Source organism: Agrobacterium sp. ST15.16.055 (assembly GCF_027956555.1).
Classification (GTDB): Bacteria; Pseudomonadota; Alphaproteobacteria; order Rhizobiales; family Rhizobiaceae; genus Agrobacterium; species Agrobacterium salinitolerans.
Genome location: NZ_JAQKGN010000001.1, coordinates 20,590 through 46,700, shown reverse-complemented (window position 1 = coordinate 46,700; position 26,111 = coordinate 20,590). Strand labels below are relative to the sequence as shown.

The window sequence follows — 26,111 nt, the reverse complement described above, 5'->3', positions numbered from 1 at the left end:
AATGGCAAAGTACATTGATTACGTCAATTATGCGGCGCACTATCCGGCACGGAGGATAGGATTTTACCGCACGCCGTACCGATGAACCCAGGAATGAACGAATGCCAATTTTGAACAGAGCCGCCGAACTCCAGCAGGAAGTCAGCGAATGGCGGCGTCACCTGCATGAAAATCCCGAGATTTTGTATGATGTCGACAACACCGCAGCCTTCGTTGCGCAGAAGCTGAAATCTTTCGGCGTTGACGAAATCGTGACCGGTCTCGGACGCACGGGTGTCGTCGGCATCATCAGGGGCAATCTTCCGGGCAATCGCACCATCGGCTTTCGCGCGGATATGGACGCGCTGCCCATCCTCGAGGAAACCGGCAAGCCCTGGGCCTCCAAAACCGCGGGCGCCATGCATGCTTGCGGCCATGACGGCCACACGGCGATGCTGCTCGGCGCGGCCAAATATCTCACCGAGACCCGTAACTTCGCCGGCTCCATCGCCGTCATCTTCCAGCCGGCGGAAGAAGGCGGCGCCGGCGCGCTTGCCATGGTCGAGGACGGCCTGATGGAGCGTTTCGGCATCAACGAGGTCTATGGCATGCACAACATGCCGGGCATTCCGCTCGGCGCCTTCGCCATCCGCAAGGGCGGCATCATGGCGGCACCCGACAAATTCTCGATCACCGTCAAGGGCCGTGGCGGCCATGCGGCGCAGCCGCACCGCACCATCGACCCCATTACCATCGGCGCGCAGATCGTCGGCAACCTGCAGATGATCGCCTCGCGCAACGCCGACCCAATCCGTTCGGTTGTCGTCTCCGTCACCCGCTTTCAGGCCGGCTCAAGCCACAACATCATTCCCAACGAGGCGCTGATCGCCGGCACGGTGCGCAGCCTGGATGAAACAGTGCGCGATCTGGCGCAGGATCGCATCAAGCAGATGGCTGAAGGTGTCGCCCTTGCCAACGGCGCGGAAGCGGAAGTCGTTTATGAGCGTTATTGTCCGGTCACCTTCAACCACGCCGCCGAGACCGACCACGCCATTCGTGTGGCCCGCGATGTGGCGGGCGAACCGAATGTCGACCCCGATGTCGATCCCTCCATGGCGGGAGAGGATTTCTCCTTCATGCTGAAGGAAAGGCCGGGCTGCTTCATCTTCATCGGCAACGGCGATTCGGCCGGGCTTCACAATCCCGGTTATGATTTCAATGATGACGCCATCGCTTATGGCATTTCCTACTGGGTGAAACTGGCCGAACAGCGCCTGACGAGCTGATTGCCGGTCAACGCGAAGAAAGCCGAGGAAGAGATCGACCGCGATGAAGAACGCGGTTGATCCAATAGCTGCCTCGGGTTAAAGAGCAATTCAGTGTCCACGTAGCTCAGCAGGATAGAGCACAGGATTCCTAAGACAAATTGGGGGTTGCGCCCGGAAACGACGCAATCGATCTGCTCAAAGTCGGGGAAAGCTTCGCTGGTCTTCCAGCATGCCAATCCCGAGCCAAGCTCCGGAGAAATCCGGTGAAGGTGTAGAGACTGGATGGGCAGCACCTAAAGGCCTGACGGCCCATGGTGAAGGGACAGTCCAGACCACGAACGTCTTGCCGGCAAACGGCGGGACGGCGGCGAAAGCCGAAGCGGTATGAATCCTGGGGTCGGAGGTTCGAATCCTCTCGTGGACACCATTTTTTCTATAAAAATCAATAAATTAAGGGGTAGAAGCCCCTTTTTGCTACATTTTTCAGACGGCGTTGCTACAAAATCGCGTGCGTTCATATGTTTGCTTGATCCTATACGGAGCCTCTTGCGCTATCGAAGTATCATTGAGCGCAAAATCCAATATGTTTCCAAAACAGAAAGTTACTATTTTAGAAGAACAAGAATAACTCCCACGTTTCTATTGACAGCATTCATTGAATATGCCATTAATATATTCAACCGCATTCGCGGAGGCGTCACATATTCGCTTCTATTCGCCCGTGCGGAAATCAAATATATTTTGAAAACAAATCAATTCACCGATGTTCTGTCGAAGGAGGTGTTTTTTATTCATATTGGGAGGTCATGGTAATGCGGCTCGACGTAAAACACATATTCAACCGTAAGGGCGTATATTATTTCCGGATCGCCGTTCCCGTCTCCCAACGACGAAAATTCAAGAGGCGGGAGTTCTGGCACTCACTGAAAACCCGATCCGAGAATGAGGCGGCGGTAAAAGCAGCCGCGTTCATGACTTACTATCGCAATCTGTTCAGTGAGTCCGATATCGCAGATATTGAACGACCTTCATTCGATGAGCTTTCGAAAGTCTCGAATAGGTTGGGGGTCAACTACCAGCCAGCGTTCGAAGTTGAGTTGGCGAACATACGCGATTCAATTTCCATGATGGCGGGGCAGCTAAAGATGATGAACATCATCCAGTCTCCAGACCATGCCGAAATTGCCGCACTTGGCGGCGTTGCCACAAAACCGGCAATGACACTCTCACAGGCGCTGGAACGGTACATCAACCTCCATAGCGATGAGTTGCATTCGGGCAATAAAAGAGAGTCCGATAAAAAATGGATGAAGTACCGGGAAGCCGTCAGCAATTTCATCGAAGAAATCGGTGACTTGGACGTTCTCGACATCTCCGCAACGGTTGCTCGCGACTACAAGCTCAAACTGTCGAAGCGGTTCAAGGCGGCAACAAAGAAGGAAGGCAAGATTACCCCTGCCACGGCGAACAAGAAATTCATGTGGCTGAAGGTCGTAGTAAAAGAAGCATTGCAGGAGGTTGCACCAGAACGGGCGCATCTAAACCCGTTCGACGGTCTTAAATTCAAAACTCAAGATGGCAAACGCGACACCTTTACAGAAACTGAAGTGGTGCAGCTTCGAGAGAAGATTCAAGGCAGCAAGGCGAACAACGAACTGAAATGCATTGCGCTGCTTGGCGAATTGACCGGCGCAACCTGCAAAGAGCTTGCCTTTCTAACGGCGGATGACATCCACATTGATGAGCCGATCCCTTACATTTCGATCCAGCCCAACGCTTTGCGTGCAAAAGCCAAGGCTCAAAGCCGAGTGAGAGACATACCGCTACTTCCAGAGGCGGTGAATGCCTTGAAGAAATTTAAGAACGGATTCCCTCGCTACAATCACGATACGGGACCAGAAGCTTTCTCTGCGATGGTGAACAAGCTCATTCGCACAGTCACCCCGGACAAGAGCTTTTACAGTTACCGCCATCTGATGGCAGATCGCCTGCGAAACTCTGGCTGCAACGATACTCTCAAAAACAGCATTATGGGGCATTCGAGCGCTGGCATGACGATGAGGTACGGCGCTGGATACGACCTCGAAAACAAACTGGACGCTCTTCAAAAAGCAGTCCCACAACAAGCAACCCAAACTGAAACTTAGTATGACTTGACCGTGAAGGCAGAAGCCAAAAATACAATATGAAACAGAGTCATATCCCAACACGGATATGCAAAATGAAGGAATTTACATTCGAAAATATAATCAAACACGACAACGTTCGGCAGGAATTTTTTCTTCTCTACGACCGCCTGATCTCCGAACTGAAAAAGAAGGGCTATTACGATGCTGCCATCATTCATGCCCGCAATAAAAACCGAATCCAAAACGAAATTGGATTACTTATTTGAAAGATATATTTGTGGCTAAATTCACATTTGAGAAGCTCTTAACGAGCGAGAAACTTCGAAACGAATTCTTCGATCACTATGATTGGCTGATCCGTATCGCGAAAGAAAAAGGCTTCATCGACGCGGCAATTGCACATGCCAAGGCGAAAAAACGGGTTCAAGACGAACTCAATCTACTAATCGACATCTAAGGGAGAAAATAATGACGCAAATCGCAATCGATCCGGATGCTTTGAAAAGCTTCATGGAAGAGGCAATCGACGTTGACCGAGAAGAAATGAAGAATATTTTGATCGGATTAGAAAAGTTCGTGAAGGGCGCGGAACCAGACGATCCGCAGGCTAAGCATATCCAAGATCAAATAAAAACGACCTTTCTAAAGGTAGGAGAACAATTTGATGAAGCGTTGGATATTGTTTTTGATGATCCAGTTCGCGCAGTTGAAATCTGCCAAGAAGCACACTCACTTATAGACAGTCTGAGTGAGTATCTGAAAAAATCGGGATTTTCATGGGATCACTTTGCCTCGCCCGTGGTGAAAAATAGAACTTCCGACCTCGAAGCCGCCCATCGCTACAGGGATACGGTTTACGGGCTTATCAACGATCCCATTGAGGCTGACAATGAACCACTACAAAAGTTAGCAAAGGAAGCTCTCGATTACTCCTATAAAGCGATTGCGAAGCTTGAAAAACAATCGACCGAAATCAACCCCTTTCTTAGTGTTGAGGTGCTTCTTGACCTCGAAATGTGTGCGGCGTCTTTGAACGATGCATATACGTACAGGAAGGGATCATGATGACACAAATCGCCCTCGCTTTAGCTATCTGGCTGGCTGTTCGCCACGGCATTTCCATACTCATTTTCACGGCTCGCGCATTTGTCACCATCGGGAAGAAATGTGCGAAATTGGCAAACCGAAATCGGGTTTTGACTGATGAAGAAGAAGCGGCGTTGGTTCGGCGTTATCTCGATGAAGGTGACGCCTATATTCGGGCGCTCAAATCTCAAGCGCAAGAAACAGCTAAATAGAGACGATCCTGCAATTCAGTCAGCATGGATTATTCTCCGCTTAAAAGGCTTCGGGTTCTCTCCTTCCCGAAGCCTTTTTTGTTGCCCGAATAAATACCCCTTTATTCAGGGTATTTTTCATGTGGCTCTATCAAGGAAAGGAATTCACTTCCGCTGACATCTCAACCTTCTACGGCTTCGTCTATCTCATCACCCAGACTGCCACCGGTCGCAAATACATCGGTCGCAAAGCCTTCAGGTCAAAACGCACCCTTCCCCCGCTCAAAGGGAAATCCCGCAAGCGCACGAAGATCACAGAGAGCGACTGGCAGGATTATTACGGCAGCAACACGACGCTGAAAGAACTGGTTGCCGTAAACGGTCCCGAAGGCTTCAGGCGCGAAATCCTCCATCTCAGCCGCTCATCATCTGAATGCGGTTACTTAGAAGCGAAGGCACAGTTCGATCATGATGTTCTATTGGACCCTGCCTATTTCAACGACTGGATTATGTGCCGCGTGTCGCGCAAACACATCAAAAATCTAAATACTCCTGCCATTAACCGACAGGAGAACGACGACCATGGACCATCAACGATTTGCTGAATTTGAAGCTACGCTGCAAGACGCTAAGAGCCTCACGCAAGAGATGCTGAAGCTGACCAAACGCGATCTGGAAAAGTTGGCTGAGATGGAGAAGCGGCTTGGCGGGGACCAGCGGCAAGAATGAGTTAATACTATATATAGTAGGCTTTACTTCTGAATCGCCCTGAAGACAATAGGGCATCCATCAACATTTGGAGGTAGAGCGTGTGAAACGAAATCAAGAAAGTAAACCGGTCAAACCGTGGTCCGAAGCCACTACGCACAATTTCTTTTGGTTAAAATTCGATTTCAATCTACTGGTTGACCTAACAACCATTCCTCGCCACACTGCGAAGCAGCAAGCAGCACCTTCATTTTGATTTTAAATGGAAAGGTGCGCCGTCAATGGATCAGCAACTATCGGTAAAATTCCTATTCTTCGAGGCGAGTGCATCTGGTCTCGTTTCGGTGATCCTCATCTTCGTTCTTGCAATAATTGCTATGGGGCTTGCCGCCTATCGAAAGTGATGCTTGTTCATTGCGATGTAAAGTGCAAGGGATTCCGCGTATCCATTGCCTGAACTCAATGAAGTAGCGATCTACGACAACAATGCACGATTCAACAATGCGCCTATAGAGAATGTTCATATGCTGACCGATATTTTTGCTGACCGATATGCCGACATGGAAATTACTTGTTCAAGTTACCAGTCTGCAACTCGTTTTATGACGCAGGTTTCGCGGATGATCACAGATCAGATTTTTCCGCTGTACGAAGGCGAAACGGACACCTCCGAAAACTCGACCGTTCTAAAGTCAATCCACTCATCCCTGTCAATGGAACTAGGCTCTGATCAACTCACTCCACGGTCAGGATATGCCGGACTATTCACCATAAGACAGCAGACAACAAACTTCTTCAAACCAGGTTTCGAAGATGATGAGAACTTCAATAATTTCCTTCTTGAGCGGCTAAGCTTCGTAGAGTTAGCGTTCCGCGAATTCGAGAAGATCACGAGCAAGCGGAACTCTGTCTTGATGGCAACTCATCTAAAACTGGCTGAAGACGAAAAATTGACGAAATTCGCTAACGCATTTGGCATTCCAATGCTCCAAGAAGGTTATGCCGTAGAGCAGTCAAAAATCAATAACGAAAGATTACAGCAAAACATTCACGAACTGAGCGAGCGCTTCAAGAGGGCAGGCTTAGCTTTGACGTACAGCAGCGGATACATCCAGATATCTGACGACGAATTATTAGAGGGGCAGGTAAAGAAGCCATTTTGGCAAGCAATAGCCGATCCAAAATGGTTGAACGTTGAAATCGATATTCACGAAGCCATTGATCGGCGTGACAACCGGCGTCCAGAAGCTGCCTTATCTGCTGCTAAGGCTTTAGAGAGCGCAATCAAGATTATTGCACATGAGCGCAATGCGACAACCGGAAAAGAAAAGGGGGCGGTGAACTTCATCGAAGCTTTGGCATCGAACAGAGGCGGAAACCTGATCGCGACGTGGGAAGCGAATGTTTTGAGAAACTTCTTCGGTGAGGTTCGAAACAAGCTTGGGCACGGCGCGGGTCCAAATGAAGCAACAGTCCTGTCCAAAGAACAAGACGATTGGGCAATTGAAACCTGCATGTCATGGATTAAGTCGCTTATAAGACGTCTTTGAAGGGTTCTGTCCGTTTTGCTTGCACCACTAATTGCGCTGACGGCATTGAAGGTATTCTGAGCGTATCTCGAAAAGCGCAACCTCCCCCAAAATAGTATTGCAAGTCAAACTCAACGCATGATTTAGTTCGCGGTGAGTGATATGCAAATCAGGTGACTAGGATGTTTCGAGATAATACGGTTTTTGTGGTTGGTGCCGGGGCTAGCGCCGAGTTCCGCATGCCTGTTGGAACGGAATTGATGAAAAGGATCAAAGAGCACAGCCAACCAGATACCGAAAATTTTCCTTCAGAAATTAATCACTGCTTGATCGATAGCTATCGTACGACAAGTGAGATTGGTTTTCGCAAAAGTGCGTTGACAGAAATTAATCGTTCAATTGATCTAGCTGGATCGATTGATGAGTTCATCAACCGCCACCAAAATGACCAGTACATTCCTGAAGTCGGCAAGCTCCTGATTGCTTATGAAATATCTGTAGCAGAAAGGAAAAGTTCCCTCTGGCAGCCTCCCTCTGAACCATTCCAATCAACTCTGGACGCGGTGGATAAGACGTGGATACATACGTTTGCGCAATTATTATTCGATGGAGTGAAAAACTTCGAAGTCGAAAGCGTAGGGAGCAACATTACGATCATATGCTTCAACTATGATAGATGTATTGAGCATTTTTTGGCAGAAGCGATTGTTAAGACATTCCGTGACGTTACAAGAGATCAAGCTCGCAGAATCGTCTCAGAAATAAACATAATTCATCCCTACGGGAGCCTTGGCGCACTTGGTGAATTTGAGTTTGGGGATAATGTTAATTCCCAAAATATTCGCTCTTTAAGTGAAAACATTTTCACTTGGTCCGAAGCGCGCAACAGTAGTATCGAAGAGCAAATCCAAAAATCGATATCTAGCGCGTCAACACTTGTGTTTCTTGGTTTCGCGTTTGCCCCACAGAATATGAGGCTCCTTGCTGCCAACGATCCATTTGAACGACAGAGACTAAACATGGAAACGTTTGCGACAGCGTATGGATATGATTCGGTAATAGATACCCGACTGAAAAGCAAAATTCGGGACTTATATTCAGATGGCGATTTTTCTTATAATGCAGGTCCAATTCATATCCAATATGATAAAAAATGCGCTGAATTTCTAAGAGCTCACAGCATGGCGTTGGTCGTATGATGGGCAAATGGCACAATATAAACTGGCTACTTGTCGCCGGCTTAGCAACGCTTGCTTACGCACTCATCGTCCTACATTGGATAGGATTAGATCGAATTTCGATCTACCCAACGAACAACTCGCTCAATGAAGTTGGTGACTTTATTGCTGGCTTTTTCGCTCCGTTGGCGGTCATTTGGTTGATCTGTGCCGTATTCACCCAGAGACAAGAACTTGTTGATACGCGAGATCAATTCAAAAAAAATCAAGAAGCTATTAATGGGCAGATGGCAGAAATAAAGGAACAGAGTGCTTTTCTGCTTAAGCAGCACACACTGGCGGAAGAGACGGCTAAGAAAACGTATCGATTGAGCTTGTTTGAACGGCGATTTAAACTCTATGAGGAATTTATTTCGTTTGGCGACACATGGGTCAAACGCGACTTTCTAGATCCCGCCCATCTTGAAATGGTCGAGCTTACACAAAAGGCACGATTTCTATTTCCCTCAGACGTTGTGGAATGGTTTGGAGAGATCGAGCTAATGCTAATAGAAGTGGTTCAGCTACACCAAGGCTTTTCGAAAATCGAAGTTACGGACGATGCCGTTGCGTTTGAACGATGGACAGATGAAGAGATGAAAATGAAGTTTCTACTACTTCGGCAGAAGCTTATGGAGCAATTTTTCAACCCGGAAATTCGAAATGAAAAGTTCGCGACTGCAATGGCAGTCAGTGACTAGAGGGAACAGTCGCGTTGGATACGAAGCAAAAAACTCAGTTGAACGATCACAGAGAGCAAAGCGCCTTTTGCGGAATCATCATGCCAATTGCCGACATGGCGGGGTATGAGAAGGGTCACTGGCTTCGGGTAAGAGAAGTCCTCGACCAAGCCATTCAAGCAGCAAATTACGTTCCCCGGCTGGTGAGTGAAAGTGAGGATACGGGTATCATTCATGCCAACATCGTTCAAAACCTTTACGACGATTCAATTGTCGTTTGCGATGTCAGCGGCAAAAACGCGAACGTCATGTTTGAACTTGGGTTACGGCTAGCTTTCGACAAGCCAACTATAATCGTCAAAGATGACAAGACGGACTATTCCTTCGACACGTCACCTATCAAGCACATCCCATACCGAGCAGATTTGCGGTTTGATAATGTACGCGAATTTCAAGAGGCTGTCGCAAAGGCGGTAGCTGCAACCGTTGAAAAGAAGAAGTCTGATCCAGACTACTCTCCGTTCCTGAAACATTTCCATCGTGTCAAAATAACTGAATTGCAAACAGAGGAAGTTGGCTCGCAGCAATTCATCTTGAACCAGATGCAGGGCATTCAAAAAGAGTTGGCGCGCCTATCCAAGAAAATCAGTGATATAGCTGATGCTAATTCTTCAGGAGATTCGGAGCGATATCTGAAATGGACCCATTTGATCGATGATGAAACAATGGAGCAAATTGAGAAAACGCTTGATAGCTATCGTCTCGGAGAAGGACATTCTGGCACAAAGTTCCATAAGTATGCACCTCTCTCCAGTCTCTATTCTAATAAACCCGACTGATAATGCTTCCAAACGTCAATTCAAATCCCCAGCGAAAGATGTCCAATTGCTTGTTACGTTGAAAAGCTGAATGAAGGGTTCGGATTTAGAACTCGCATGGTTGGAGCGCTTGAGTGGCACCACAAATCGCGCCCGCGCCCGTCGAGCCTCCATTTTTCCACGATATTCCACTATTATAGAACAATCACATACCCCATCTCTGCAATGCAGTTTCAGCCGCTGCCGGGTCTGCTTTAATGCGGAGAATGGTCTGTCGTGTAAGTCCTGTCACTTTGGAAATGGCTGATGCGCCTGCCTTGTTCGCCAGCATGTCAATGACATCGCTGAAGCCTTTCCTATCGAAGCTTGGCTTCTTCCCCCGATACAGTTCGCGATCACCCTTCTTCGCTTCAATACCGGCTCTCTGAGCGGCTTTCGTCGCTTCTGCCTGTGCTTGGGCGGTTGCTGCCATGAAACCAATCAAGGCGTCTCTGACTGCCTTTTCAATTGGCTCGTCAGTTGATCCGTCGAAAGTCATGTTGTTGATGACAGTGCGGACGATCACACCCATTTTCATGAAGTGCCTGATGGTCTCGGTCACGTCTTCATAGTTCCTGCCAAGACGATCTACCCATCGAACAACAAGGACATCACCTTTACGCAGCTTATCGAACAGCCGCCTTCCTTCAGGTCTTTCGGACAGCTTTGTGCTGACACCTGAAACGCCATGATCTGTAATTACCTCATCGATTTCGAAACCGGCTTCCCGCGCATGGGTTTCCTGATGTGAAAGGTCTTGTTCGAGGGTTGATACACGGGCGTAAAGGATGGTGGTCATAGCGGTTCCAAGTGTCCGAAAAGGTAGTGACCGATCAAACGCACGTACATTGACCGAAGTCAACCCTAACGGACACTGATTATGCAGTCTTTCTGAATGTCCGCAAAGCTATACCCTATCGGACGCTACAAGCCCTGAGACTGAGAGCGTTTTTATTTTCCGGTGGGGGTAAGATTATGCGTTTCGCACGAAATAGCGAAAATATAGCAGCCGGAAAGCCTTATTTTGCAGGGGTTTTGAAATGCTAGATTTAAGGAAATTTGAGAAGGTACTGAATTTCAGATGATGGATGGTTGTAACCGTACACCACTCAAGTACGTCATTGCTTCGCAATGAATTGTAACATTTCTTCTTATATATCTAAGAGGATTTGTGACATTTAACTGATGGTTATTGGTGGGAATAGATTATATCCAGCTTATTAAAAACCATATTCGATGGACGCCGTAGGCGGACATGATCGCGTAGCGATCCACCTAAGTTTGGTAGGAAAACTTCTTATTCCATAAGGAAACATTAGATTTCATGTAAATGGAAGGAAAGATTATTACCTCATCATATTCAACCATTTCAAAAGACATATGTGATGGACGCCGTAGGCGGACATGCCGCGCAGCGGCTTACTAGATCGAATATTATTATTGGCTAGGTTTCATTGAATTTCATGAGGAAAGATTATTACTTCAACAAATCCAATCATTTCCTACCAAACTTAGATTGATCGCTACGCGATCATGTCCGCCTACGGCGTCCATAGCATATGGATTGGAAATAATATTTCTTTCAAATGAAATAGCTTGGAATAAGAAGTTTTCTTACCATGCATTGATGCTCGCCTACGGCTCGCCGCTTCGCGGTAAACAGGTGGTTGAAATCATTGGATATGATCTTTCCTTTCCAAGATAATTGATTTCCGTTCGTTTAATATTGACGCCCTCCTTTTACCTTTCCGGTACTTGAGTGGTGGATGTTTCAATCCAGCTGGTACTTGAGTGGTGTCCGTTTTCATCCTTCCTTTTACAACGCAATAAAATTACGTTTAGGGCGAAAAAAAGCAACAAAAAATCTCCTTTCAAGCGTCGTCGCTGTCTAAATACAGATGGAAAACGAAACCGGTCCAATGGCTTCTATTCCAAGGGTCATATTGAACGGTTTAAGCATTTCCATTTCCTGTATGAATGATTTTGAAGGGATTTAGCGCGCTTGGACCGGGTGCTAAGTCCCTTTTTTATTGTCAAAAAAATCACTCAGGAAAGGAAAATGAAGCCCACAATTTACTATGTTGATGCTCTACCCGGTGCCGGAAAAACTTACAGTCTACATCGATATCTGAAGACGCTGAACGAACCAGCCATTATCGCCACTCCGACAAATCCACTATCGGAACAGCAGCATAAAGACCTTGCTGCAATCGGCGTAAAATCAATCGTCATTTCCCGTCAACGTGGACATGCAAGTTGCACTCAGTCTCTCGTCAAGCATTGCAACGAAAAGCGTAACGCCGTTGCCATCATCAATCACAATGTCGCTAAAAAGCCGCTGGAAGCAACAGCCGGTTGCCATCTGTTTGTTGATGAATATTTTGATCCAGTGGAGAAGTTCAAACTCACTGAAAAAGTCAGAACGACCAGAGAATTTATCGTATCGATCATCAAAAAGGCGCGCAAAACCAAATACAAAGGTTTCGTTGAGCTTGTCGCCACAGAAGCCGTGCTGGATATCGTTGCAAATGGCACATCAAGTGTCTCATCGCTTAGTGCCTTACCGCACATTCGGGAACTCTGCGAAAGGATCGTCAGCGACGATTATCTGGTTCTCGTATCAGAGGCAGAATATCAGAATTTTGTCGCCAACATTGAAGACGTAACGGCAACAAAAGAAAAAGATGACGGCATTCTAAATGTTTACGCTTGGCTCCAACCGTCTGCATTGCGCCACAATAAGACCGTCTCATTCTCGGGTGCCAACTTCTTCCAAACGAAGCTATATCACGCATGGAAAGACCTCGTGAATTTCGTGCCTCATCCATCGATCAAGGGTGAACGCTACGACGACTTCAGCCACAAGGCAGCGAACATCACCTTTCGCCATATACTGGACCAAGACGTTTCGATGTCGGGCTTGGAGAAGGTTGGGTATCAGAAGTTCGTGGATGCGACGGCTGGTGTGTTTCTTTCCGAATATGGCGCTGTTGACCATCTCGTGACGCTATCAGCCAAGTCCAGTTTCACTTGGTCCCTCAACAATTCAGAGATGGTGCCTCCCAATCCAGTGGGCTTGAATGCCTTCATGGATCGGCATGTATGTCTCCACCTTGCTCCACTCAACCCTTCTAAGCTTGATGAACGTATCTGGAATGCTGTTGCGGGTGTTTCTCCGCAGGAACTACACATCGCCCAAAGCTGTGAGATGGTCTTTCAGATGCTGACCCGTAGTTCGGTACGAGACCATGGAAGCGAGCCGGAAGAGCTTGTGTTCATCGTGCTTGATCTGCGCACTGCCAATCATCTGCGCAAGCTGTTCGGCGTCACCAAGCCATCTACGAGAATGGAGGTCAGAGCATTGGACCCAATCATCCGCAACAAGAAGAAAATCAAGGACATGACGCCGGAAGAGCGAAAGCAGGATCAAAGGGAACGGACACAAAGAAGCCGTGCGAAGCGAGCTGCTGCCGCTGAACAGGTCGTGCAACCATAATCTGGTGCAATTAAGGGGGTGACTCGCCCCCCACCACCCCCCTGCACTTCCTGCATATTTCTATCAGGTCATCCAGAAATTTTTTATGCTCACAGCCTTTCGGATGAACCCTCACCATTATCCGGTGCCGGAACCCCGTAATTGAGCGGGGGAAACATATGCACGAGCTTCGGAAATGCTGAATATATCAGTGCCACTACGTCATTCAGTTTCTGGCGGGCTTCTTCAGTGAGCGGCACTTTGAGCAGCTTCTTTTCGAACGTAGAGAGATAATCATCTCCTTGAACGTTTCCGATTATGAACTGTTGACCGCCCTCGATATCGACCGCGTGCAATTTGACCTGTTCCAGCGAACCCACTGCTTCAGCCCTATGACCAGCGGCATGGCGAGCAATATTGTAGTTTGGAAATGCCCGCTCCAGTTCGCCCGCAGCTTTTCGCAGGCTGTCTGCATCGGAGTCCGCCTTGATCGTCTCGGTAAAGCGCATGTTCGCCCTTATCTGCATTAAGGCTTTCCCGACATGAAAGAGCGTCATAGCGGCTTCTCTGCCTGCCATTTCGTCCCAATTCTTCAAGAGATGCATATGGTTGTTGAAAACGAGCGTGTTGGGTTCTTCTGTGCGTAGGACGCTCTCTCGCAGGTCTTGGACGTGTCGATGAAGCCCAACAGCAGATGCGTAGTCGTTTACGTAGGAACTGAGATTTCGCAGATTGAGCAACGAAATCATCGAATGGTGTTGTTCTTCCTCGGTCGGGAGTGTTGCAACAAACTCTTTGAGTTCAGCAGCATCATAAACACCCGGCGTACCCGGCACAAAGCTGTGGTTCATATCTAATCCCTGTGATTTCGAGATGCAGCCCGTTTTGCGAGCCGATTCGCAAGAAATAATAGAGAGGGTAATTACGCCTAAATACCGGCATGCTTGCTCAATTGAAATCCTATGCCGTTATCGGCGCTGTCATCCTGTTCTTCGCTGTAATCGCAGCATTTGGCATCTATTACAAAGTTGCCTCCAGTCAGATCGCGTCATTGACGGCTGAGAATTCGACACTCAGCCTTACCGTTTCCCTGAATGAAAAGACCATTGCGCAAATGAAGCTGGATGCTGAAAAGCTGTCGAACTCCATCGTTGCCCTGAATAAGAGTAACCGAGTGATTGAAGACAGCTTTGCCAAGGAATGGTCGGCAATCGATCAATTGGACGCATTGAGCGAAGAGCGGGCGAACGAAGAATTCGCCCTGTCTATCGAAAGGCTGAAGGCTGCAACAGCTAATTGATCAGGCGTTCTTTGGCTTGCGTACGCGCCTTGGTTTCGTTTCTGTGGCTGCATCGGACGAGCCATAGGCTTCTTCAATCAATGCTCTGAAATCGGTTTCTGCTTCATTCTGCGCGCCCTGAGCCGCCCTATGTAGGAAGTCGCTGACATCAGGTCTACTTGTCACGCGATAAGTTTTTGCGAGTTTTCCGAGCTTGATATGGAAGCCGTCATTTTCTTCCTTTACCCAACTGCGACGGTTTGTTTCGCCCGTTTCGAAAGCCTTTTTTTGACGGATAAGCGCCGCCAAAAAAGCGTTCACGGCTTCGTTCTCTTTAACTTCATAGCTTTTCGAATACTCCAAGAAAGTTGTCATCTCAGGCTCCGTTCATTGTTTCGCTAAATATCTGAAAAACGAATCTCAGAGAACAGCAAAGCATGCAAGTCATTTTTCATCTTCCACGCGGATATGAAGCCGAAATCACACAGGCAAAAGCGGACAACATTTATTCCGAATGGATCGATTCAAAGTTCGGCACAAAGGTTCGAGAACTCATTTCAGAAGACTTTAATTTAGCAGTCGATGAAGGGTTTTTCACGGTCGATTTCACCTACGAAGATGACGCGCTTTCCTTTCTCAAAACATTTGGAGGCAGAGCGGTTAGCAATGACTGATAGAAGAAAATCCCCGGAAAACCTTGAAAGGCTGAAGCGTGTAGGCTTTCAAAAAGGCAACCCACCACCAAAAGGCAGTGGGCGCAAAAAATTTCCGGAAGAGCTTAAAAACAGCATCATGGACGCCACGCCTGAAGCGCTGGAAAACATGATCGCGCTCATGAACAACCCGAACACCAGCGACGGCGTTCGCTTCAAAGCTGCTGAATGGCTTCTCGGCGCGATAATCCCGAAAGCGAAAGCAGATACGAACGTCAATGTCAGCCACTCCCATTCGATTGCGGGCATGCTGGCGGAGATCAACTCGCTGAAGCTGCCGGGTGCCAAGGAAAAGATGATCGACATCACGCCGGAAGAAGATACCGACGACGATGATTGATTGGATAATTGCGGCGGTTGCTGCCTTTTCGCTGTTCTTGGCAAGCAACGGCTTCCAGACCAGCCACATCATTGCAGGCTTCTTCGGTTCCATCGTTCGTAGCTTCGTGGCGAAGAGCGGAACACTTTGGCAGAATCTGTTTGGTGGATTCATCGGCAGCATCATTGCAGCTTACGTCACTCCCCTGATTGTCTATCTATTTTCCATTGCCGATCCACAGACATCAAATTCCATCGCATTCGGCGTGGGTTTGATTGGCATGTACTTCGCTGAAGCCTTGCTGCTCATTGCCAAGGACTACGCGAAAAATCCTGCCAAGATGAAAGACGACTTGAGGGAGTTCCTGCTTCGTTTCCTCAACCGGAAATCTGATTGAGTTTGCCATTCCGCTAAATATCGGATGGCGAATAAAGACGAAAATTTACACGAATTAGCAGCACTTATAGACGTTTACCGCGAAGACATTGCCGTTTTCGCGCTTCAGGTTTTTGGCTCTACCCTTACCCCGAAACAGATCGAATTCTGTGAAGCTTTCCGCACCAAACGTACCATTACCTTTCGGGGTGGTGTCGGTTTCGGCAAGACGCATGCGGAAGCCATCGTGACTTGGTGGGCATTGATCACCCACGATCAGGTTCAGGTTTCCATCTTTGGACCATCGGAACCGCAGCTACGCGGCGGTATCTGGAAGGAACTCCAGGTACTCCATGGCAAGATGTCTCCGATCTTCAAAGAAAGCTTTGACGTTCAGGCAACGCGTATCAGCCGCACGGTTAATCCGAGTTCCTGTTTTGCCGAATATCGTCTGGCAAGCGGCGACAAGCCCGATAATGCCCGTGGTATCCATGCCCACAACAACTTTGTCATCGTGGATGAGGCATCCGGTATTGACGACGCCGTTTTCACTGGCGCGCTGTTAAACATCCTCACCGATCCGAATGCGAAGCTCTGTCTCGTCTCGAACCCTTCCAAGGCAAGCGGCTTCTTCTGGCGTACTCACTGCGATCCAGACATTCGCGATGAATGGACCCAAGTCCATGGGCAGATGAAGGATAGCCCGCATTTCGATCCCAAGACATTCGAGCAGCTTGCAAAGAATTACGGGGGGCCGCTCAGCCGCGAATATCGCGTCATGGTCCTTGGCGAGTTCCCGCTTTCCGATATTGACGGTTTGATCAGCCGCGAATGGATCGAAACCGCCGTTCTCAACAAAGAAGTCGTTCCTGCATCGAATGCTCCTGTCATATGGGGTCTTGATCCGGCTGGCGCTGGTAAGGACAGTTCCGTGCTGGCAATGCGCCATGACAATTTGCTGTTAGGCTTTGCGGAATGGCGAGGACTTGATCCGACGCAATTAGCGTACAAAGTCAGAGACCTCTATCAGTCCACGCCGAAGAACCTTCGACCAGCCATGATTGCCGTTGATGCGACCGGTCTTGGTCACGGCGTCTACAGCAACCTGAAGGACTTCGGTCTTCCTGTTCATTCCTGCATTTTCGCCGGAACGCCGACACGCAATCCAGATCGCTATCATCGCGTCCGTGACCAAATCTGGTTTGAGATGCGCGAATGGTTTCAGACAGAGAACGTCTCCATTCCCAATCATCAGCGGCTTATCGAAGAGCTTGTCACGCCGACTTATGATGACGGCTCCGGCAAGATCAAACTTGAAGAGAAGAAGGCACTGAAAAAGCGTCTCGGTCGTTCGCCCGACTATGCCGACGCCTTGGCTATCACTTTCAGCGTTAATCCTTCTCGTTTTCAAAGCAAATACTCTTGGTCGAAGCCGATAGAATACACGAATCTCCAGAGTTACCAGTGAAGCTAAATAGCCTCAAAAAGAGAAAGGATTAATGGACGAACAGGCTATTCAAAACAGCATCGCGGTAAAACTGAAAGACGCTGTAAATTTCAGCAATTCAAATATCGCGACCAAGCACGAAACGGCGCTGAAATATTATAAGCGCGCCTATCTTCCCGGCGACGACAAAATCAAAGGTCGCTCGAAATGGGTTTCGCCTGAAGTTCAGCAGCGCGTTGACTGGTCTGTTGCCAGCATGATCCGCATATTCGATAGTCCTGAAAACGTCTGCGAATTCCTGCCATTTGGACCAGAAGACGAAACGATTGCACGTCAACAGACATCTGTGGTGAACTGGATTCTCAAGACGAAAAACAGCCATCTGTCCTTCCTTCAGCCATGGCTTCAGAACGGCTTCATTTGCGGTTTGGGCATCGTTACGGCTGAATTCACGACCGAGACTATTGAAGGTCTTCCCCGCACGATCAAGGGCGTTCCAGATGCACAGCTTCTCGCGTTCGACCAGCAAGAAGAATCCGGTCAAATCGTCATTGAGGAAGCGTCCAAGCCATATCTGAACGAAGCTGGTATGTCGGTTCGCGACCTGAAAATCAGAGCCGTTCGCCGTAATCCCGTTTTCAACGTACTGTCTGTCGCCCCCGAAGATTTCATCATTTCCCGTGACGCGAAGATCGATCCTGAAACCGGCGGGATTTGCAGCAAGCTTCAGGGACATCGTAAGGTCGTGTCGAAAGCTGCCCTTCTTGAAATGGGTTATGACGCCGAGAAGGTGTCGCAAATCGCGCTGGCATCGAGCAAGAATGATGGCATTGCCTTGGAACGCTCGAAAGACCTTGGTGGCGATCAGGGCGTTTCAGGCGATGATGTCGAAGTCTTTGTCGTCTACTGCAAAATGAAGATCGACAAGAAGGCGCGGCACTATCGCTTCACCCTTGCCGGTGGTATCGAAAAGCCTGTCCTGCTCGATTATGAAGAGACTACGCGTTTCTATCCATATGCTCCGTTCGTTCCATTCCCGCAAGCAGACACCCTTTTCAGCATGGGTATCGCTGACAAGATTGGCGATGATCATATCCTGATCACTCGGCTGAACCGCGCTATCATTGACGATCTGCACAGCCACGTAAATCCGACGAAGATCGTGAACCCGGATGCCGTCAATCTGGACGACCTTCTGAACGTTCACCCCGGCTCCATCGTTCGCTCAAACGATCCACAGGCAGGCATCAGCTATTCTATTCCGCCTTTCGCTGGGGGCGATGCAATGCCCGTTATTGCCAATCTGTCGAACAGTCTCGATTTCACGACTGGTGTCGGTCCGCAAATGGTCTCGCTAAATGCCAGCGATCTTCAGAACGCGACGGCGACAGCAGTGAACCAGCGCAATAACTCCAGCCAGCTTCTGGTGGAGATGATCAGCCGATATTTCGCGGACACTGGATATGCATACCTCATCCGTATCGTCATCGACCAGCTTCTCCAGAAACCAGAAGAGGCTCAGGCGTTCATTGCCAGACTGACGAACAACTTCGTGCCGATTGACGAATTCACGCCTGAACTGGACGTGACGACCTCCGTCGCGTTCGGCGTGATGAGCCGTGACCAGTCTACCGCTTCCTTGACCAATCTCTTGGCTCAGCAGATGTCCGCCATGCAGGCTGGTCTTCCCATCGTCAACGCTCAGACGATCTATAACACCCTTGCCAAGCTTTCCGAGACCGCAGGCTTCAAGAACAGCAGCCTGTTCTTTGTCGATCCAAGCACATTGCCGCCGCCACCGCCTCCGCAGCCTCCAGTCGATCCGAATGCCGGTCTGATTGAGATGGAAAAGGTCAAAGCGCAGTTGAAGGCGAATTCCGATGAAGCTGATCGCAATTTCGAAATGCAGAAACTGGTTGCTCAACTTCAGCAGCAGCAATCCGAATTCCGCGAAGAAATGGAATTGAAGAGCAAACAGCAGGAGCAAAGTTACCTCCTGAAGCTGATCGAACTCGACAAGAAATATTCACAACCAGACACTCCGATAAGCGACATTCCGCAGATCATGATTGAGGTTCCGAATGAACAATATTGAGAAAGCAAATGCGGCACTTCGCTTGAAGGAAAACGAAGATTTTCGCGACCTAATGAAATGCATTGAAGCCGAAATTTTTGAGGCGTTCATGAACACGAAATTAGGGCAAGCGGAAGAACTCGATAGCGTTCACCAACTCAGTCAGGGCTTCAAATTGATCAATCAACGGCTCGATAAATATGTTGAAGTCGCCAAGTACGAAGCGCAATCGCAGAAAGATGAAGAATACTAAATATTCGAACCAAAATAATTCTAGGAATTACTAAATAGATGGAAATTGAAAGCAACAATCCGGAAGGAACTGCATTAAACATTAATGAAGCGGCTGATCTTATCAGTCAAACTCTCGACGTATCTGAGGACTCTTTTGATGAGCAACCAGCCGATAACGTTGAATTACCGGAAGTGGATGAAGCTCTCGAAGCTCCTGAAACTGAAGAGACGCCGGAAGAGCAATTTTTCGATATCGACGGCAAGCAGATAAGCCTTAGTGAAATTCGGTCCTCTTATCTCAGACAAGCTGACTACACGAAAAAGACGCAGGAAATTGCCGAACAAAGGAAGTTCTATCAGGAAAACCAAAGGGACGTGAATTCCCTTCGATCTGAAGCACTGGCAGGGATTGAAGCCCTGAAACAGCAAGTTTCAATCGAGTTTCGCCAGATGGAATATCCCGATTTCGATTGGCTCGCAGAAAATGATCCGGCGGAATATGTCCGACAGAAAGCCCAATGGGAAAAGCGTGAATACGCCGTTCGCCAAATCTATGAAGCTGAAACTGCACTGAAGCAGAAAGCAGCCGCCTATGAGGAAGAACAGCGTCAGATCGCAATTCAGGAATCGAGCAATCGCTTCTTCGAAAAGTATCCCGACCTGAAGGACAAAAATAAGGCTGATGAAGTTTTCAGTGACATCACTGGAATGCTTTTGGACACTGGCTTTAACGAGCAAGAAATCAAAAGCATCGCTGACTTCCGTATCATCGACCTACTCTATCGAGTTGTTCAAGCTGAAAAAGCACAGAAGGCAATTCCTCAGGTAGTCGAAAAAATCGCGAAAAAACCGGTTATTTCCGCGAAGGAAAATTCGCGAAAGACTGCTGGTGATTATGATCGTCAGACTTATGAAAAATTCAACCAATCTCGCAGTGTTGCGGACGCCGCAGCCCTCATCAAAAATCTACTCTAAGAACAAGAAGGTAAGAAATGCCCACTTTAACCACGACTAATGTTTCCCATGTACGCGAAGATTTGAGCAACGTCATTTCAATGATTTCGCCGGAAGAGACACCATTTATTTCCTCTATCGGCAAGACCAAGGCTACCGCTGTCAAGCATGAATGGCTTCAGGACGAACTTGCTGCTGCCAATAAGGACAACGCCATTGCTGAAGGTGCCGATGCAACCGATACGACCCTCAATGGTCCTGTTCGCATTTCGAACGTCACGCAGATTTTCCAGAAGGACATTCGCCTGAGTTCCACTCTGAACGCCGTCAACACTGCTGGCGCGAAGGATGAACTTGCTCGCCAGATCGCCAAGAAAGGCAAAGAACTGAAGCGAGACCAAGAAGCTGCTTATGTCTCGGGCAACGGCTCTGTTGCAGTTGGCGTTCGCAAGCTCGGTGGTGCTGAAGCATTTATCGCTACTAACGCTCTGCATGGTGCGAACGGCGTATCGACCGGTTTTTCCGGTGGTGTGGTCAACGCTCCTACGGCTGGTACGGCTCGCCCGCTCACTGAAGCACTATTCATTTCCGCTCTCCAGAAGATTTGGGAAGCTGGCGGTGATCCGAACACGGTTATTGCGCCGGGTGTTCTGAAGTCGAAGATTTCGACCTTCAACGGTGGTTCGACCAAGCAGCAGAACGCAGACAAGAAGACCGTCAATCAGGCTGTAGACCTTTACGTTTCGGATTTTGGTACTGTTACGATCCTTCCGCATCGTTTCATGTCCACGACTACTGTCATCGCCTACGATCCCGCTCTTTGGAATTCGGCTGTTCTTCGTGGCGTCGAAAAGAAAGAACTCGGCAAGACTGGTGATAGTGAACGCTATATGCTCGTCACCGAAACGACGCTGGAATGCCTCAATGAAAAGGGCAATGCCAAGATCGCTGACTTGAACGGCTAACGGCTGAACTTCAGCCAAAATAATCATAAATTCAAGGAACGACTTAGAGCCTCTTCGGAGGCTCTTTTTTTATGCGAAATCTCCCAAATTCAAGTCGCCGCTAAATACGTCAATAGACATTTTAGAGGCATACTTGATGGAAAATTTTCAAGCTGGTGATCTTATCCGATCCGGCTCTGTCGTATGGGAAGACACTCCCGATTACACGGTCACTTTGATCCGCGACGGCGACAAAATCATTATCAAAACCGATTACAAAAATCTTCAGGCAATGCTCGATGCAAATGCGCAAGAGGCTGCTGATTTCAATCAGACAGGTTCGCATTCCGACGTTGTGAAAGTCGCTGGCATTCCAATTGGGCTTTACTTCGATTGGAAACGCGAAGGCATCACAGACGATCCCGAAGCGATGAAGCGTCGTCTCAATGACGCTGATTATGCAAAGTTCCGCGTGAACAATTGGAGGCTCTGATATGACCTACAATGAGTTCGTGGACCTGATTAAAAGCTACACCATCCGCGACGACGCTCCTATTCTCAGCTTCATCCTTCGTGCTGAAAGTCATCTTCGCCCGATTGTTCGCCATTACCGTTCTGAAAAAACCATTGCCCTTTCGATCAGCGACGACATTGCCGATTTGCCTGCTGACTTCATCGAAATTCGCGCCATTACCGGAATTGCGAAGCGATACAAACCGGTTTCCATCAACAGTGCCACGCTGACTTCTGATGAGGTCGGCTATTATCGTATTGCCGGAAAACTGATCTTTGCCGGTCAGGTCGAAGAAACGGTCAAGCTTACCTATTATTCAGCCTTCACACCGTTGACCGAGACGAATTCGAACTGGCTCTTCGACAATTTCCAGAACGTGTACATTTCAGCCGTTCTCAGGGAATTCTACCGTTGGGAAAAGGATGCCGAAGGCATTGCTTCCGAACAGGCTGCTTTGAACGAAGCTCTTAGCGTTCTTGCGGAAGATGACAGGCGCGGTCGCATGACTGGCTCCATCACGCTTGGTGGTCCTACATGGCAGTAATCGACCAGCCCTTCGCGTCTTGGACGCCTGATCTTCCAGCACTCGGAAATGCGGGGCTGGTGAAGGCGCATAATGGAACGCCGGGGCGCGGCTCTTTTGCCGGTGGCGTCACCTTCTTTCCGATGAAAGCAGCCAGCTTATATTCGTCCACAGCGATGGCATCTCGCCCCCTCGGCACAGCCATCGGTCAGAACGCTTCAGGCGATGCCAAAGTTTATGGTGCTTGTGCACCGGCGCTTTACAAGCTCTCGCCGTCTACCCGTCAATGGACGAACATTTCCAGATCAGGCGGCTACACGACTACAGGCAAAGAACGTTGGAAGTCGGTGGAATTTGGGAGCCTGCAAATCTTCACCAACTTCAGCGATGAACCCCAATTCATCGATATGAATCAGGACATTCAGTTCGCCAATCTGACGACCCTTGTGAAAGGCAGGCATATTGCGACGACCAAAGGTTTCACCATTCTCGGGAATACCTATGACGCTCTGGACGGTGCTGTTCCTTACCGCGTTCGTTGGAGCGGAATCGAGTCACCTTCCGATTGGGCTTTCAATCCCTCCACTCAGGCAGATTTCCAAGACATTCATGGCTCTGGTTCGATTATGGGTATCGTCACCGATGATCAGTGCTGGATATTGCTTCAACGCGGCATTGTTCAGATGCAGTACATTGGTGCCCCTTACGTCTTCAGCTTCACAGACCGTGTTGTTGGAAAAGGCTGTTCTGTTTCTGAATCCGTGATTTCCGTCGAAGGGCGGCACTTCTTCCTGTCTGATGATGGGTTCTACATGCTCAATGGCGGTAGTCTCACACCTATCGGTGCCGGTCGGATTGATAAGTGGTTTCTGCAAAATGCCGATCCCGACAAACTGCATCTTATCTCAGTAGCTGCCGATCCCCGCGAAACCCTGATTTACTGGTCATTCTGCTCGGTTAACTCCCCGAACGGTCATCCAGACATGATGCTGATATTCAATTACGTCACGGGCGAATGGACTACCGCTGATGCGACAGCGGACATGATTTTCAATGCCATTTCCCTGCCGTGGACGATTGATCAGTTGGACGCCTATGGAACGCTGGATAATGTTCCAGCTTCTTTTGATGACCCTATTTGGTCGGGCGGCAAGTCCATGCTTTGGGCGATGAGCAATGAGGGCGCTGTTTATTCGTTCTCGGGTCAGACCCTCGAATTGTCCATTGAGACCCCTGAATATCAGCTTTCGAAAATCCTACCCAATCAGACTGGTGCTGACATTGCTTCTATTTCAAGAGCAAGACCATTGTTTGAAGGCAATGGAATGGCGCGGGTTCAAGTAGGCACTCGAAAGCTTCTTTCTGATCCTGTTGAATGGTCGAATCTCCGGGATACAAGCAACGAAACCGGGTTTGCTTATTTCCGGGAAAAGTCACGATTCCAGCGTTTCCGCATCAATATTTCTGGTGATTGGAAGACTGCCTTTGCTGTTCAGATTGACGGGCAGACGGCGGGAAAACGCTAAATAGCGTAATGGAAAGAGTTTACGATCATACGAATACACGACAGATCACGAGTGTTTTGAATCAAATTGCCAGTCAGTTTGATAATACCGGTTCTGTGACTCTGACGAGTTCAACCACATCAACAACGATTACGAACCCGAAGATTAATAGCCAAAGCAAAATCTTCCTTCAGGCAAGGTCGATTGATGCTGCAACTGCTTTGAATTCAACGTTCATTTCAGCGATCAATAACGGCTCTTTTGTGATCACGCATGCCGCTGCAACGACCATTAGAACATTTGATTATGTGGTGTTCAACGTATGATGCAGATGGGTTTCACGGAAGAAGAATATACTAGGGTTCGTGGTTGGCTTTTATCTGCATTTGAGCGGACACCAGCAGTATTTAATGAAGCTGAAATGCTCGAAAAGCTGCGCAAGAACGAATGGCATCTTGTCACGGTTGATCGCTCTGCATGTGTTTTGGAACTGTGTAAATATGAGGGAGAATGGATTGCCAACGTTCTGCTTTTAGGCGGGGAAAAAAACAAATCGCTGAAAGAAATAATGCATTGCCAAGTCGTGCTTTGTCGGTTCCTGAAAGATCAAGGATTCACAAAACTTGTCGGAACACCCCGTCCCGAATGGCATAAACTAATCCTGAAAAATGGCTTCGAAAAACAAGAAGAAGAATTCATAAAGAGGCTTTAAACCAATGGCATCAACTCCCAAGACAACCACTACCACTTCGACTACTGAACCTTGGTCTGGCGCAAAAGGATATCTGCTTGACCAGTATTCGACGCTTGACAATCTCTATAAGTCTGGTGCACCGCAAGCGTATCAGGGTTCGCTTATCGCTGATCAGTCTCAGGCTACGAAAGACGCTCTGGCTCAGGCGGAAAATATCGCTCGAAACGGCAATACATCCACGCTGACCAATGCAACGAACGCCGTTAATTCGGTGATGAATAGCACTGGCAATCAGCAGGCACAGAACACTTATTCTCAGCTTCAGAATACTACTGGCTTTTCTCCCAATCCGACGAACGACATGGCGAGCAGGATTGCCAATGGGCAGTTTGCAAGCGGTCAGACTTCGAACAACCCTGCAATGCAGTACCTTCAACAGACTGCTTCGGGCGCTAATATCGGGAACAATCCGTATCTTTCTCAGATGGTTTCGAACCAGCAAGACCAGATCGCCAATAAGCTGAAGAACATCACCAATCCCGGCATTGATAGTCAGGCGGCTGCAATCGGTCGTATGGGTTCCGGCGCTTACGCCACTCAGCGTAATAATGCGGAAACGGCTGCTGCCAATGAAATGGCGAAGGTTGCGACTGACATGTACGGAAACCAGTACAATCAGGATGTCTCGAACCAGATGAATGCAGCGAATGCCTATGGCTCGCTCTATAATCAGGACATCGCCAACAATCAAAACCAGCAAGCGAATGACCGTTCCTACCAGCTTTCCGGTATGAACACGCTCAGCAACAACTACCAGAACAACATTTCCAACATGCTCGGCTTGAACGATCAGAAGCTGAATGCGGCGAATGCTTCTGTTGCGGCAGATTCCAGTTTGGCTTCTCAAAAGCTCAATGCTGCCAACATGGCTGGTCAGACGTATCAGAACCAGTACCTGCCTTCTCAACAATTGGCGAATGTCGGGGCAAGTCAGGATTCTCGTCTGGATGCTCTCAAGGCGGCTGAAATCGGTTCTTGGGATCAGCAGCAACAGCAGCCAATTATGAATGCAGCGAATTTCATCAACCTGCTCAATGGCGGCGGCTACAACAGCACGACCTCGCAGACGCCGGTTTATTCGAATACGGGTGGTCAAATCCTTGGCGGCTTGTCGTCGCTTGCTGGCTTGTTTGCCCTTTGCCAAGCGTCTGAAAAAGTCCTGCATAAGCATGTTGGTTTCATGCCGCTGACCAATGGTGATCGCCTCGCAATCTACGAATTCACCTACAAGAACGACCCTGATCAACAGCTTTGGTATGGACCAATCGCGGAAGAAGTTGATCGAAAGACGGACGCCGCAATCGAAATCGACGGAAAGCTCCATGTTGATGTGAACAAACTCATGGAGGCAGCGTAA

General features: G+C 48.5%; 32 protein-coding genes and 1 tRNA gene. 30 read left to right on the top strand and 3 right to left on the bottom strand.

Annotation, left to right across the window (positions count from 1 at the left end):
* Positions 1-101 precede the first annotated feature (101 nt).
* From PL599_RS00250 to PL599_RS00185, 14 genes are all read left to right on the top strand, one after another.
* Positions 102-1,265 (top strand): M20 aminoacylase family protein, encoded by a 1,164-nt coding sequence (locus PL599_RS00250; protein WP_077985243.1) that lies wholly within the window; start codon positions 102-104, stop codon positions 1,263-1,265.
* A 312-nt stretch (positions 1,266-1,577) separates the two neighbouring features.
* Positions 1,578-1,674: transfer RNA gene (locus PL599_RS00245), tRNA-OTHER, on the top strand.
* Positions 1,675-2,059: 385 nt separating this feature from the next.
* On the top strand, positions 2,060-3,394 hold the full coding sequence (locus PL599_RS00240) for a DUF6538 domain-containing protein (RefSeq protein ID WP_271358766.1): 1,335 nt from the start codon (positions 2,060-2,062) through the stop codon (positions 3,392-3,394).
* Positions 3,395-3,468: 74 nt separating this feature from the next.
* Positions 3,469-3,642 (top strand): hypothetical protein, encoded by a 174-nt coding sequence (locus PL599_RS00235; RefSeq protein ID WP_158273768.1) that lies wholly within the window; start codon positions 3,469-3,471, stop codon positions 3,640-3,642.
* A gap of 11 nt (positions 3,643-3,653) precedes the next feature.
* Positions 3,654-3,833: a hypothetical protein gene (locus PL599_RS00230; protein WP_271358765.1), complete on the top strand. Its 180-nt coding sequence runs from the start codon at positions 3,654-3,656 to the stop codon at positions 3,831-3,833.
* An 11-nt stretch (positions 3,834-3,844) separates the two neighbouring features.
* A complete protein-coding gene (locus PL599_RS00225) occupies positions 3,845-4,441 on the top strand; it encodes a hypothetical protein (protein ID WP_271358764.1) in 597 nt (198 codons plus the stop codon).
* Positions 4,438-4,674, top strand: a complete 237-nt coding sequence (locus tag PL599_RS00220; protein WP_271358763.1) for a hypothetical protein — start codon at positions 4,438-4,440, stop codon at positions 4,672-4,674. The genes PL599_RS00225 and PL599_RS00220 overlap by 4 nt, the downstream gene beginning before the upstream one ends.
* Before the next feature lie 119 nt (positions 4,675-4,793).
* Positions 4,794-5,258: a hypothetical protein gene (locus tag PL599_RS00215; protein WP_271358762.1), complete on the top strand. Its 465-nt coding sequence runs from the start codon at positions 4,794-4,796 to the stop codon at positions 5,256-5,258.
* On the top strand, positions 5,236-5,382 hold the full coding sequence (locus PL599_RS00210; RefSeq protein ID WP_271358761.1) for a hypothetical protein: 147 nt from the start codon (positions 5,236-5,238) through the stop codon (positions 5,380-5,382). Before PL599_RS00215 ends, PL599_RS00210 begins: the two co-directional genes overlap by 23 nt.
* A gap of 260 nt (positions 5,383-5,642) precedes the next feature.
* Positions 5,643-5,765, top strand: coding sequence for a hypothetical protein (locus tag PL599_RS00205; RefSeq protein WP_271358760.1), 123 nt, complete (start codon positions 5,643-5,645; stop codon positions 5,763-5,765).
* A gap of 45 nt (positions 5,766-5,810) precedes the next feature.
* Entirely contained in the window at positions 5,811-6,911 is a 1,101-nt protein-coding gene (locus tag PL599_RS00200) for an AbiJ-NTD4 domain-containing protein (protein WP_271358759.1), read from the top strand.
* A 161-nt stretch (positions 6,912-7,072) separates the two neighbouring features.
* Complete coding sequence (locus tag PL599_RS00195; protein WP_271358758.1) at positions 7,073-8,089, top strand: SIR2 family protein; 1,017 nt, start codon at positions 7,073-7,075, stop codon at positions 8,087-8,089.
* A complete protein-coding gene (locus PL599_RS00190; RefSeq protein ID WP_271358757.1) occupies positions 8,086-8,808 on the top strand; it encodes a hypothetical protein in 723 nt (240 codons plus the stop codon). The genes PL599_RS00195 and PL599_RS00190 overlap by 4 nt, the downstream gene beginning before the upstream one ends.
* A 14-nt stretch (positions 8,809-8,822) precedes the next feature.
* A complete protein-coding gene (locus PL599_RS00185; RefSeq protein WP_271358756.1) occupies positions 8,823-9,626 on the top strand; it encodes a hypothetical protein in 804 nt (267 codons plus the stop codon).
* 184 nt (positions 9,627-9,810) lie between these two features.
* Here PL599_RS00185 and PL599_RS00180 read toward each other — a convergent pair whose 3' ends face one another.
* Complete coding sequence (locus PL599_RS00180) at positions 9,811-10,443, bottom strand: recombinase family protein (protein WP_271358755.1); 633 nt, start codon at positions 10,441-10,443, stop codon at positions 9,811-9,813.
* 1,260 nt (positions 10,444-11,703) lie between these two features.
* Between PL599_RS00180 and PL599_RS00175 the strand changes: the two genes are divergently transcribed.
* The gene (locus PL599_RS00175; protein WP_271358754.1) at positions 11,704-13,140 is read left to right on the top strand and encodes a hypothetical protein; all 1,437 of its coding nucleotides are present in this window, start codon (positions 11,704-11,706) and stop codon (positions 13,138-13,140) included.
* Positions 13,141-13,229: 89 nt separating this feature from the next.
* Here PL599_RS00175 and PL599_RS00170 read toward each other — a convergent pair whose 3' ends face one another.
* Positions 13,230-13,970: a hypothetical protein gene (locus tag PL599_RS00170; protein WP_271358753.1), complete on the bottom strand. Its 741-nt coding sequence runs from the start codon at positions 13,968-13,970 to the stop codon at positions 13,230-13,232.
* A gap of 89 nt (positions 13,971-14,059) precedes the next feature.
* Here PL599_RS00170 and PL599_RS00165 point away from each other — a divergent pair, with 89 nt between their 5' ends.
* Positions 14,060-14,419, top strand: a complete 360-nt coding sequence (locus PL599_RS00165; RefSeq protein WP_271358752.1) for a hypothetical protein — start codon at positions 14,060-14,062, stop codon at positions 14,417-14,419.
* On the opposite strand, the gene PL599_RS00160 is transcribed toward PL599_RS00165, so the two are convergent.
* Positions 14,420-14,773 (bottom strand): hypothetical protein, encoded by a 354-nt coding sequence (locus tag PL599_RS00160; protein ID WP_271358751.1) that lies wholly within the window; start codon positions 14,771-14,773, stop codon positions 14,420-14,422.
* A gap of 62 nt (positions 14,774-14,835) precedes the next feature.
* Here PL599_RS00160 and PL599_RS00155 point away from each other — a divergent pair, with 62 nt between their 5' ends.
* The 14 genes from PL599_RS00155 (at position 14,836) to PL599_RS00090 (ending at position 26,111) form a co-directional block, all read left to right on the top strand.
* Positions 14,836-15,072, top strand: a complete 237-nt coding sequence (locus tag PL599_RS00155; protein WP_271358750.1) for a hypothetical protein — start codon at positions 14,836-14,838, stop codon at positions 15,070-15,072.
* Positions 15,017-15,451: a hypothetical protein gene (locus PL599_RS00150; RefSeq protein ID WP_271358749.1), complete on the top strand. Its 435-nt coding sequence runs from the start codon at positions 15,017-15,019 to the stop codon at positions 15,449-15,451. The genes PL599_RS00155 and PL599_RS00150 overlap by 56 nt, the downstream gene beginning before the upstream one ends.
* Positions 15,444-15,827: a hypothetical protein gene (locus PL599_RS00145; RefSeq protein WP_271358748.1), complete on the top strand. Its 384-nt coding sequence runs from the start codon at positions 15,444-15,446 to the stop codon at positions 15,825-15,827. Before PL599_RS00150 ends, PL599_RS00145 begins: the two co-directional genes overlap by 8 nt.
* Positions 15,828-15,851: 24 nt before the next feature.
* On the top strand, positions 15,852-17,273 hold the full coding sequence (locus PL599_RS00140; protein ID WP_271358747.1) for a hypothetical protein: 1,422 nt from the start codon (positions 15,852-15,854) through the stop codon (positions 17,271-17,273).
* Positions 17,274-17,304: 31 nt separating this feature from the next.
* Entirely contained in the window at positions 17,305-19,347 is a 2,043-nt protein-coding gene (locus PL599_RS00135; protein WP_271358746.1) for a portal protein, read from the top strand.
* A complete protein-coding gene (locus PL599_RS00130) occupies positions 19,334-19,579 on the top strand; it encodes a hypothetical protein (RefSeq protein ID WP_108082237.1) in 246 nt (81 codons plus the stop codon). Before PL599_RS00135 ends, PL599_RS00130 begins: the two co-directional genes overlap by 14 nt.
* Before the next feature lie 38 nt (positions 19,580-19,617).
* Positions 19,618-20,535: a hypothetical protein gene (locus PL599_RS00125; protein WP_271358745.1), complete on the top strand. Its 918-nt coding sequence runs from the start codon at positions 19,618-19,620 to the stop codon at positions 20,533-20,535.
* A 17-nt stretch (positions 20,536-20,552) separates the two neighbouring features.
* On the top strand, positions 20,553-21,479 hold the full coding sequence (locus PL599_RS00120; RefSeq protein ID WP_271358744.1) for a DUF5309 domain-containing protein: 927 nt from the start codon (positions 20,553-20,555) through the stop codon (positions 21,477-21,479).
* 136 nt (positions 21,480-21,615) lie between these two features.
* Positions 21,616-21,951 (top strand): hypothetical protein, encoded by a 336-nt coding sequence (locus tag PL599_RS00115; RefSeq protein WP_271358743.1) that lies wholly within the window; start codon positions 21,616-21,618, stop codon positions 21,949-21,951.
* Position 21,952: 1 nt separating this feature from the next.
* Positions 21,953-22,516 carry a phage adaptor protein gene (locus PL599_RS00110; RefSeq protein WP_271358742.1) on the top strand — a complete coding sequence of 188 codons (564 nt, stop codon included), beginning with the start codon at positions 21,953-21,955 and terminating at the stop codon, positions 22,514-22,516.
* Positions 22,507-24,021 carry a hypothetical protein gene (locus PL599_RS00105; protein ID WP_271358741.1) on the top strand — a complete coding sequence of 505 codons (1,515 nt, stop codon included), beginning with the start codon at positions 22,507-22,509 and terminating at the stop codon, positions 24,019-24,021. The genes PL599_RS00110 and PL599_RS00105 overlap by 10 nt, the downstream gene beginning before the upstream one ends.
* Before the next feature lie 8 nt (positions 24,022-24,029).
* Positions 24,030-24,326 (top strand): hypothetical protein, encoded by a 297-nt coding sequence (locus PL599_RS00100; protein ID WP_271358740.1) that lies wholly within the window; start codon positions 24,030-24,032, stop codon positions 24,324-24,326.
* On the top strand, positions 24,323-24,712 hold the full coding sequence (locus PL599_RS00095) for a hypothetical protein (protein ID WP_271358739.1): 390 nt from the start codon (positions 24,323-24,325) through the stop codon (positions 24,710-24,712). Before PL599_RS00100 ends, PL599_RS00095 begins: the two co-directional genes overlap by 4 nt.
* Positions 24,713-24,716: 4 nt before the next feature.
* Positions 24,717-26,111, top strand: a complete 1,395-nt coding sequence (locus PL599_RS00090) for a hypothetical protein (RefSeq protein ID WP_271358738.1) — start codon at positions 24,717-24,719, stop codon at positions 26,109-26,111.

What these genes read in the sequence shown, in the direction of transcription:
- PL599_RS00180 (WP_271358755.1), bottom strand. Translation starts at nt 10,443, where the DNA reads ATGACCACCATCCTTTACGCCCGTGTATCAACCCTCGAACAAGACCTT.
- PL599_RS00130 (WP_108082237.1), top strand. Translation starts at nt 19,334, where the DNA reads ATGAACAATATTGAGAAAGCAAATGCGGCACTTCGCTTGAAGGAAAAC.
- PL599_RS00155 (WP_271358750.1), top strand. Translation starts at nt 14,836, where the DNA reads ATGCAAGTCATTTTTCATCTTCCACGCGGATATGAAGCCGAAATCACA.
- PL599_RS00145 (WP_271358748.1), top strand. Translation starts at nt 15,444, where the DNA reads ATGATTGATTGGATAATTGCGGCGGTTGCTGCCTTTTCGCTGTTCTTG.
- PL599_RS00195 (WP_271358758.1), top strand. Translation starts at nt 7,073, where the DNA reads ATGTTTCGAGATAATACGGTTTTTGTGGTTGGTGCCGGGGCTAGCGCC.
- PL599_RS00090 (WP_271358738.1), top strand. Translation starts at nt 24,717, where the DNA reads ATGGCATCAACTCCCAAGACAACCACTACCACTTCGACTACTGAACCT.
- PL599_RS00210 (WP_271358761.1), top strand. Translation starts at nt 5,236, where the DNA reads ATGGACCATCAACGATTTGCTGAATTTGAAGCTACGCTGCAAGACGCT.
- PL599_RS00205 (WP_271358760.1), top strand. Translation starts at nt 5,643, where the DNA reads ATGGATCAGCAACTATCGGTAAAATTCCTATTCTTCGAGGCGAGTGCA.
- PL599_RS00170 (WP_271358753.1), bottom strand. Translation starts at nt 13,970, where the DNA reads ATGAACCACAGCTTTGTGCCGGGTACGCCGGGTGTTTATGATGCTGCT.
- PL599_RS00250 (WP_077985243.1), top strand. Translation starts at nt 102, where the DNA reads ATGCCAATTTTGAACAGAGCCGCCGAACTCCAGCAGGAAGTCAGCGAA.
- PL599_RS00100 (WP_271358740.1), top strand. Translation starts at nt 24,030, where the DNA reads ATGGAAAGAGTTTACGATCATACGAATACACGACAGATCACGAGTGTT.
- PL599_RS00160 (WP_271358751.1), bottom strand. Translation starts at nt 14,773, where the DNA reads ATGACAACTTTCTTGGAGTATTCGAAAAGCTATGAAGTTAAAGAGAAC.
- PL599_RS00235 (WP_158273768.1), top strand. Translation starts at nt 3,469, where the DNA reads ATGAAGGAATTTACATTCGAAAATATAATCAAACACGACAACGTTCGG.
- PL599_RS00220 (WP_271358763.1), top strand. Translation starts at nt 4,438, where the DNA reads ATGATGACACAAATCGCCCTCGCTTTAGCTATCTGGCTGGCTGTTCGC.
- PL599_RS00240 (WP_271358766.1), top strand. Translation starts at nt 2,060, where the DNA reads ATGCGGCTCGACGTAAAACACATATTCAACCGTAAGGGCGTATATTAT.
- PL599_RS00115 (WP_271358743.1), top strand. Translation starts at nt 21,616, where the DNA reads ATGGAAAATTTTCAAGCTGGTGATCTTATCCGATCCGGCTCTGTCGTA.
- PL599_RS00225 (WP_271358764.1), top strand. Translation starts at nt 3,845, where the DNA reads ATGACGCAAATCGCAATCGATCCGGATGCTTTGAAAAGCTTCATGGAA.
- PL599_RS00105 (WP_271358741.1), top strand. Translation starts at nt 22,507, where the DNA reads ATGGCAGTAATCGACCAGCCCTTCGCGTCTTGGACGCCTGATCTTCCA.
- PL599_RS00095 (WP_271358739.1), top strand. Translation starts at nt 24,323, where the DNA reads ATGATGCAGATGGGTTTCACGGAAGAAGAATATACTAGGGTTCGTGGT.
- PL599_RS00120 (WP_271358744.1), top strand. Translation starts at nt 20,553, where the DNA reads ATGCCCACTTTAACCACGACTAATGTTTCCCATGTACGCGAAGATTTG.
- PL599_RS00175 (WP_271358754.1), top strand. Translation starts at nt 11,704, where the DNA reads ATGAAGCCCACAATTTACTATGTTGATGCTCTACCCGGTGCCGGAAAA.
- PL599_RS00140 (WP_271358747.1), top strand. Translation starts at nt 15,852, where the DNA reads ATGGCGAATAAAGACGAAAATTTACACGAATTAGCAGCACTTATAGAC.
- PL599_RS00165 (WP_271358752.1), top strand. Translation starts at nt 14,060, where the DNA reads ATGCTTGCTCAATTGAAATCCTATGCCGTTATCGGCGCTGTCATCCTG.
- PL599_RS00215 (WP_271358762.1), top strand. Translation starts at nt 4,794, where the DNA reads ATGTGGCTCTATCAAGGAAAGGAATTCACTTCCGCTGACATCTCAACC.
- PL599_RS00135 (WP_271358746.1), top strand. Translation starts at nt 17,305, where the DNA reads ATGGACGAACAGGCTATTCAAAACAGCATCGCGGTAAAACTGAAAGAC.
- PL599_RS00150 (WP_271358749.1), top strand. Translation starts at nt 15,017, where the DNA reads ATGACGCGCTTTCCTTTCTCAAAACATTTGGAGGCAGAGCGGTTAGCA.
- PL599_RS00190 (WP_271358757.1), top strand. Translation starts at nt 8,086, where the DNA reads ATGATGGGCAAATGGCACAATATAAACTGGCTACTTGTCGCCGGCTTA.
- PL599_RS00125 (WP_271358745.1), top strand. Translation starts at nt 19,618, where the DNA reads ATGGAAATTGAAAGCAACAATCCGGAAGGAACTGCATTAAACATTAAT.
- PL599_RS00110 (WP_271358742.1), top strand. Translation starts at nt 21,953, where the DNA reads ATGACCTACAATGAGTTCGTGGACCTGATTAAAAGCTACACCATCCGC.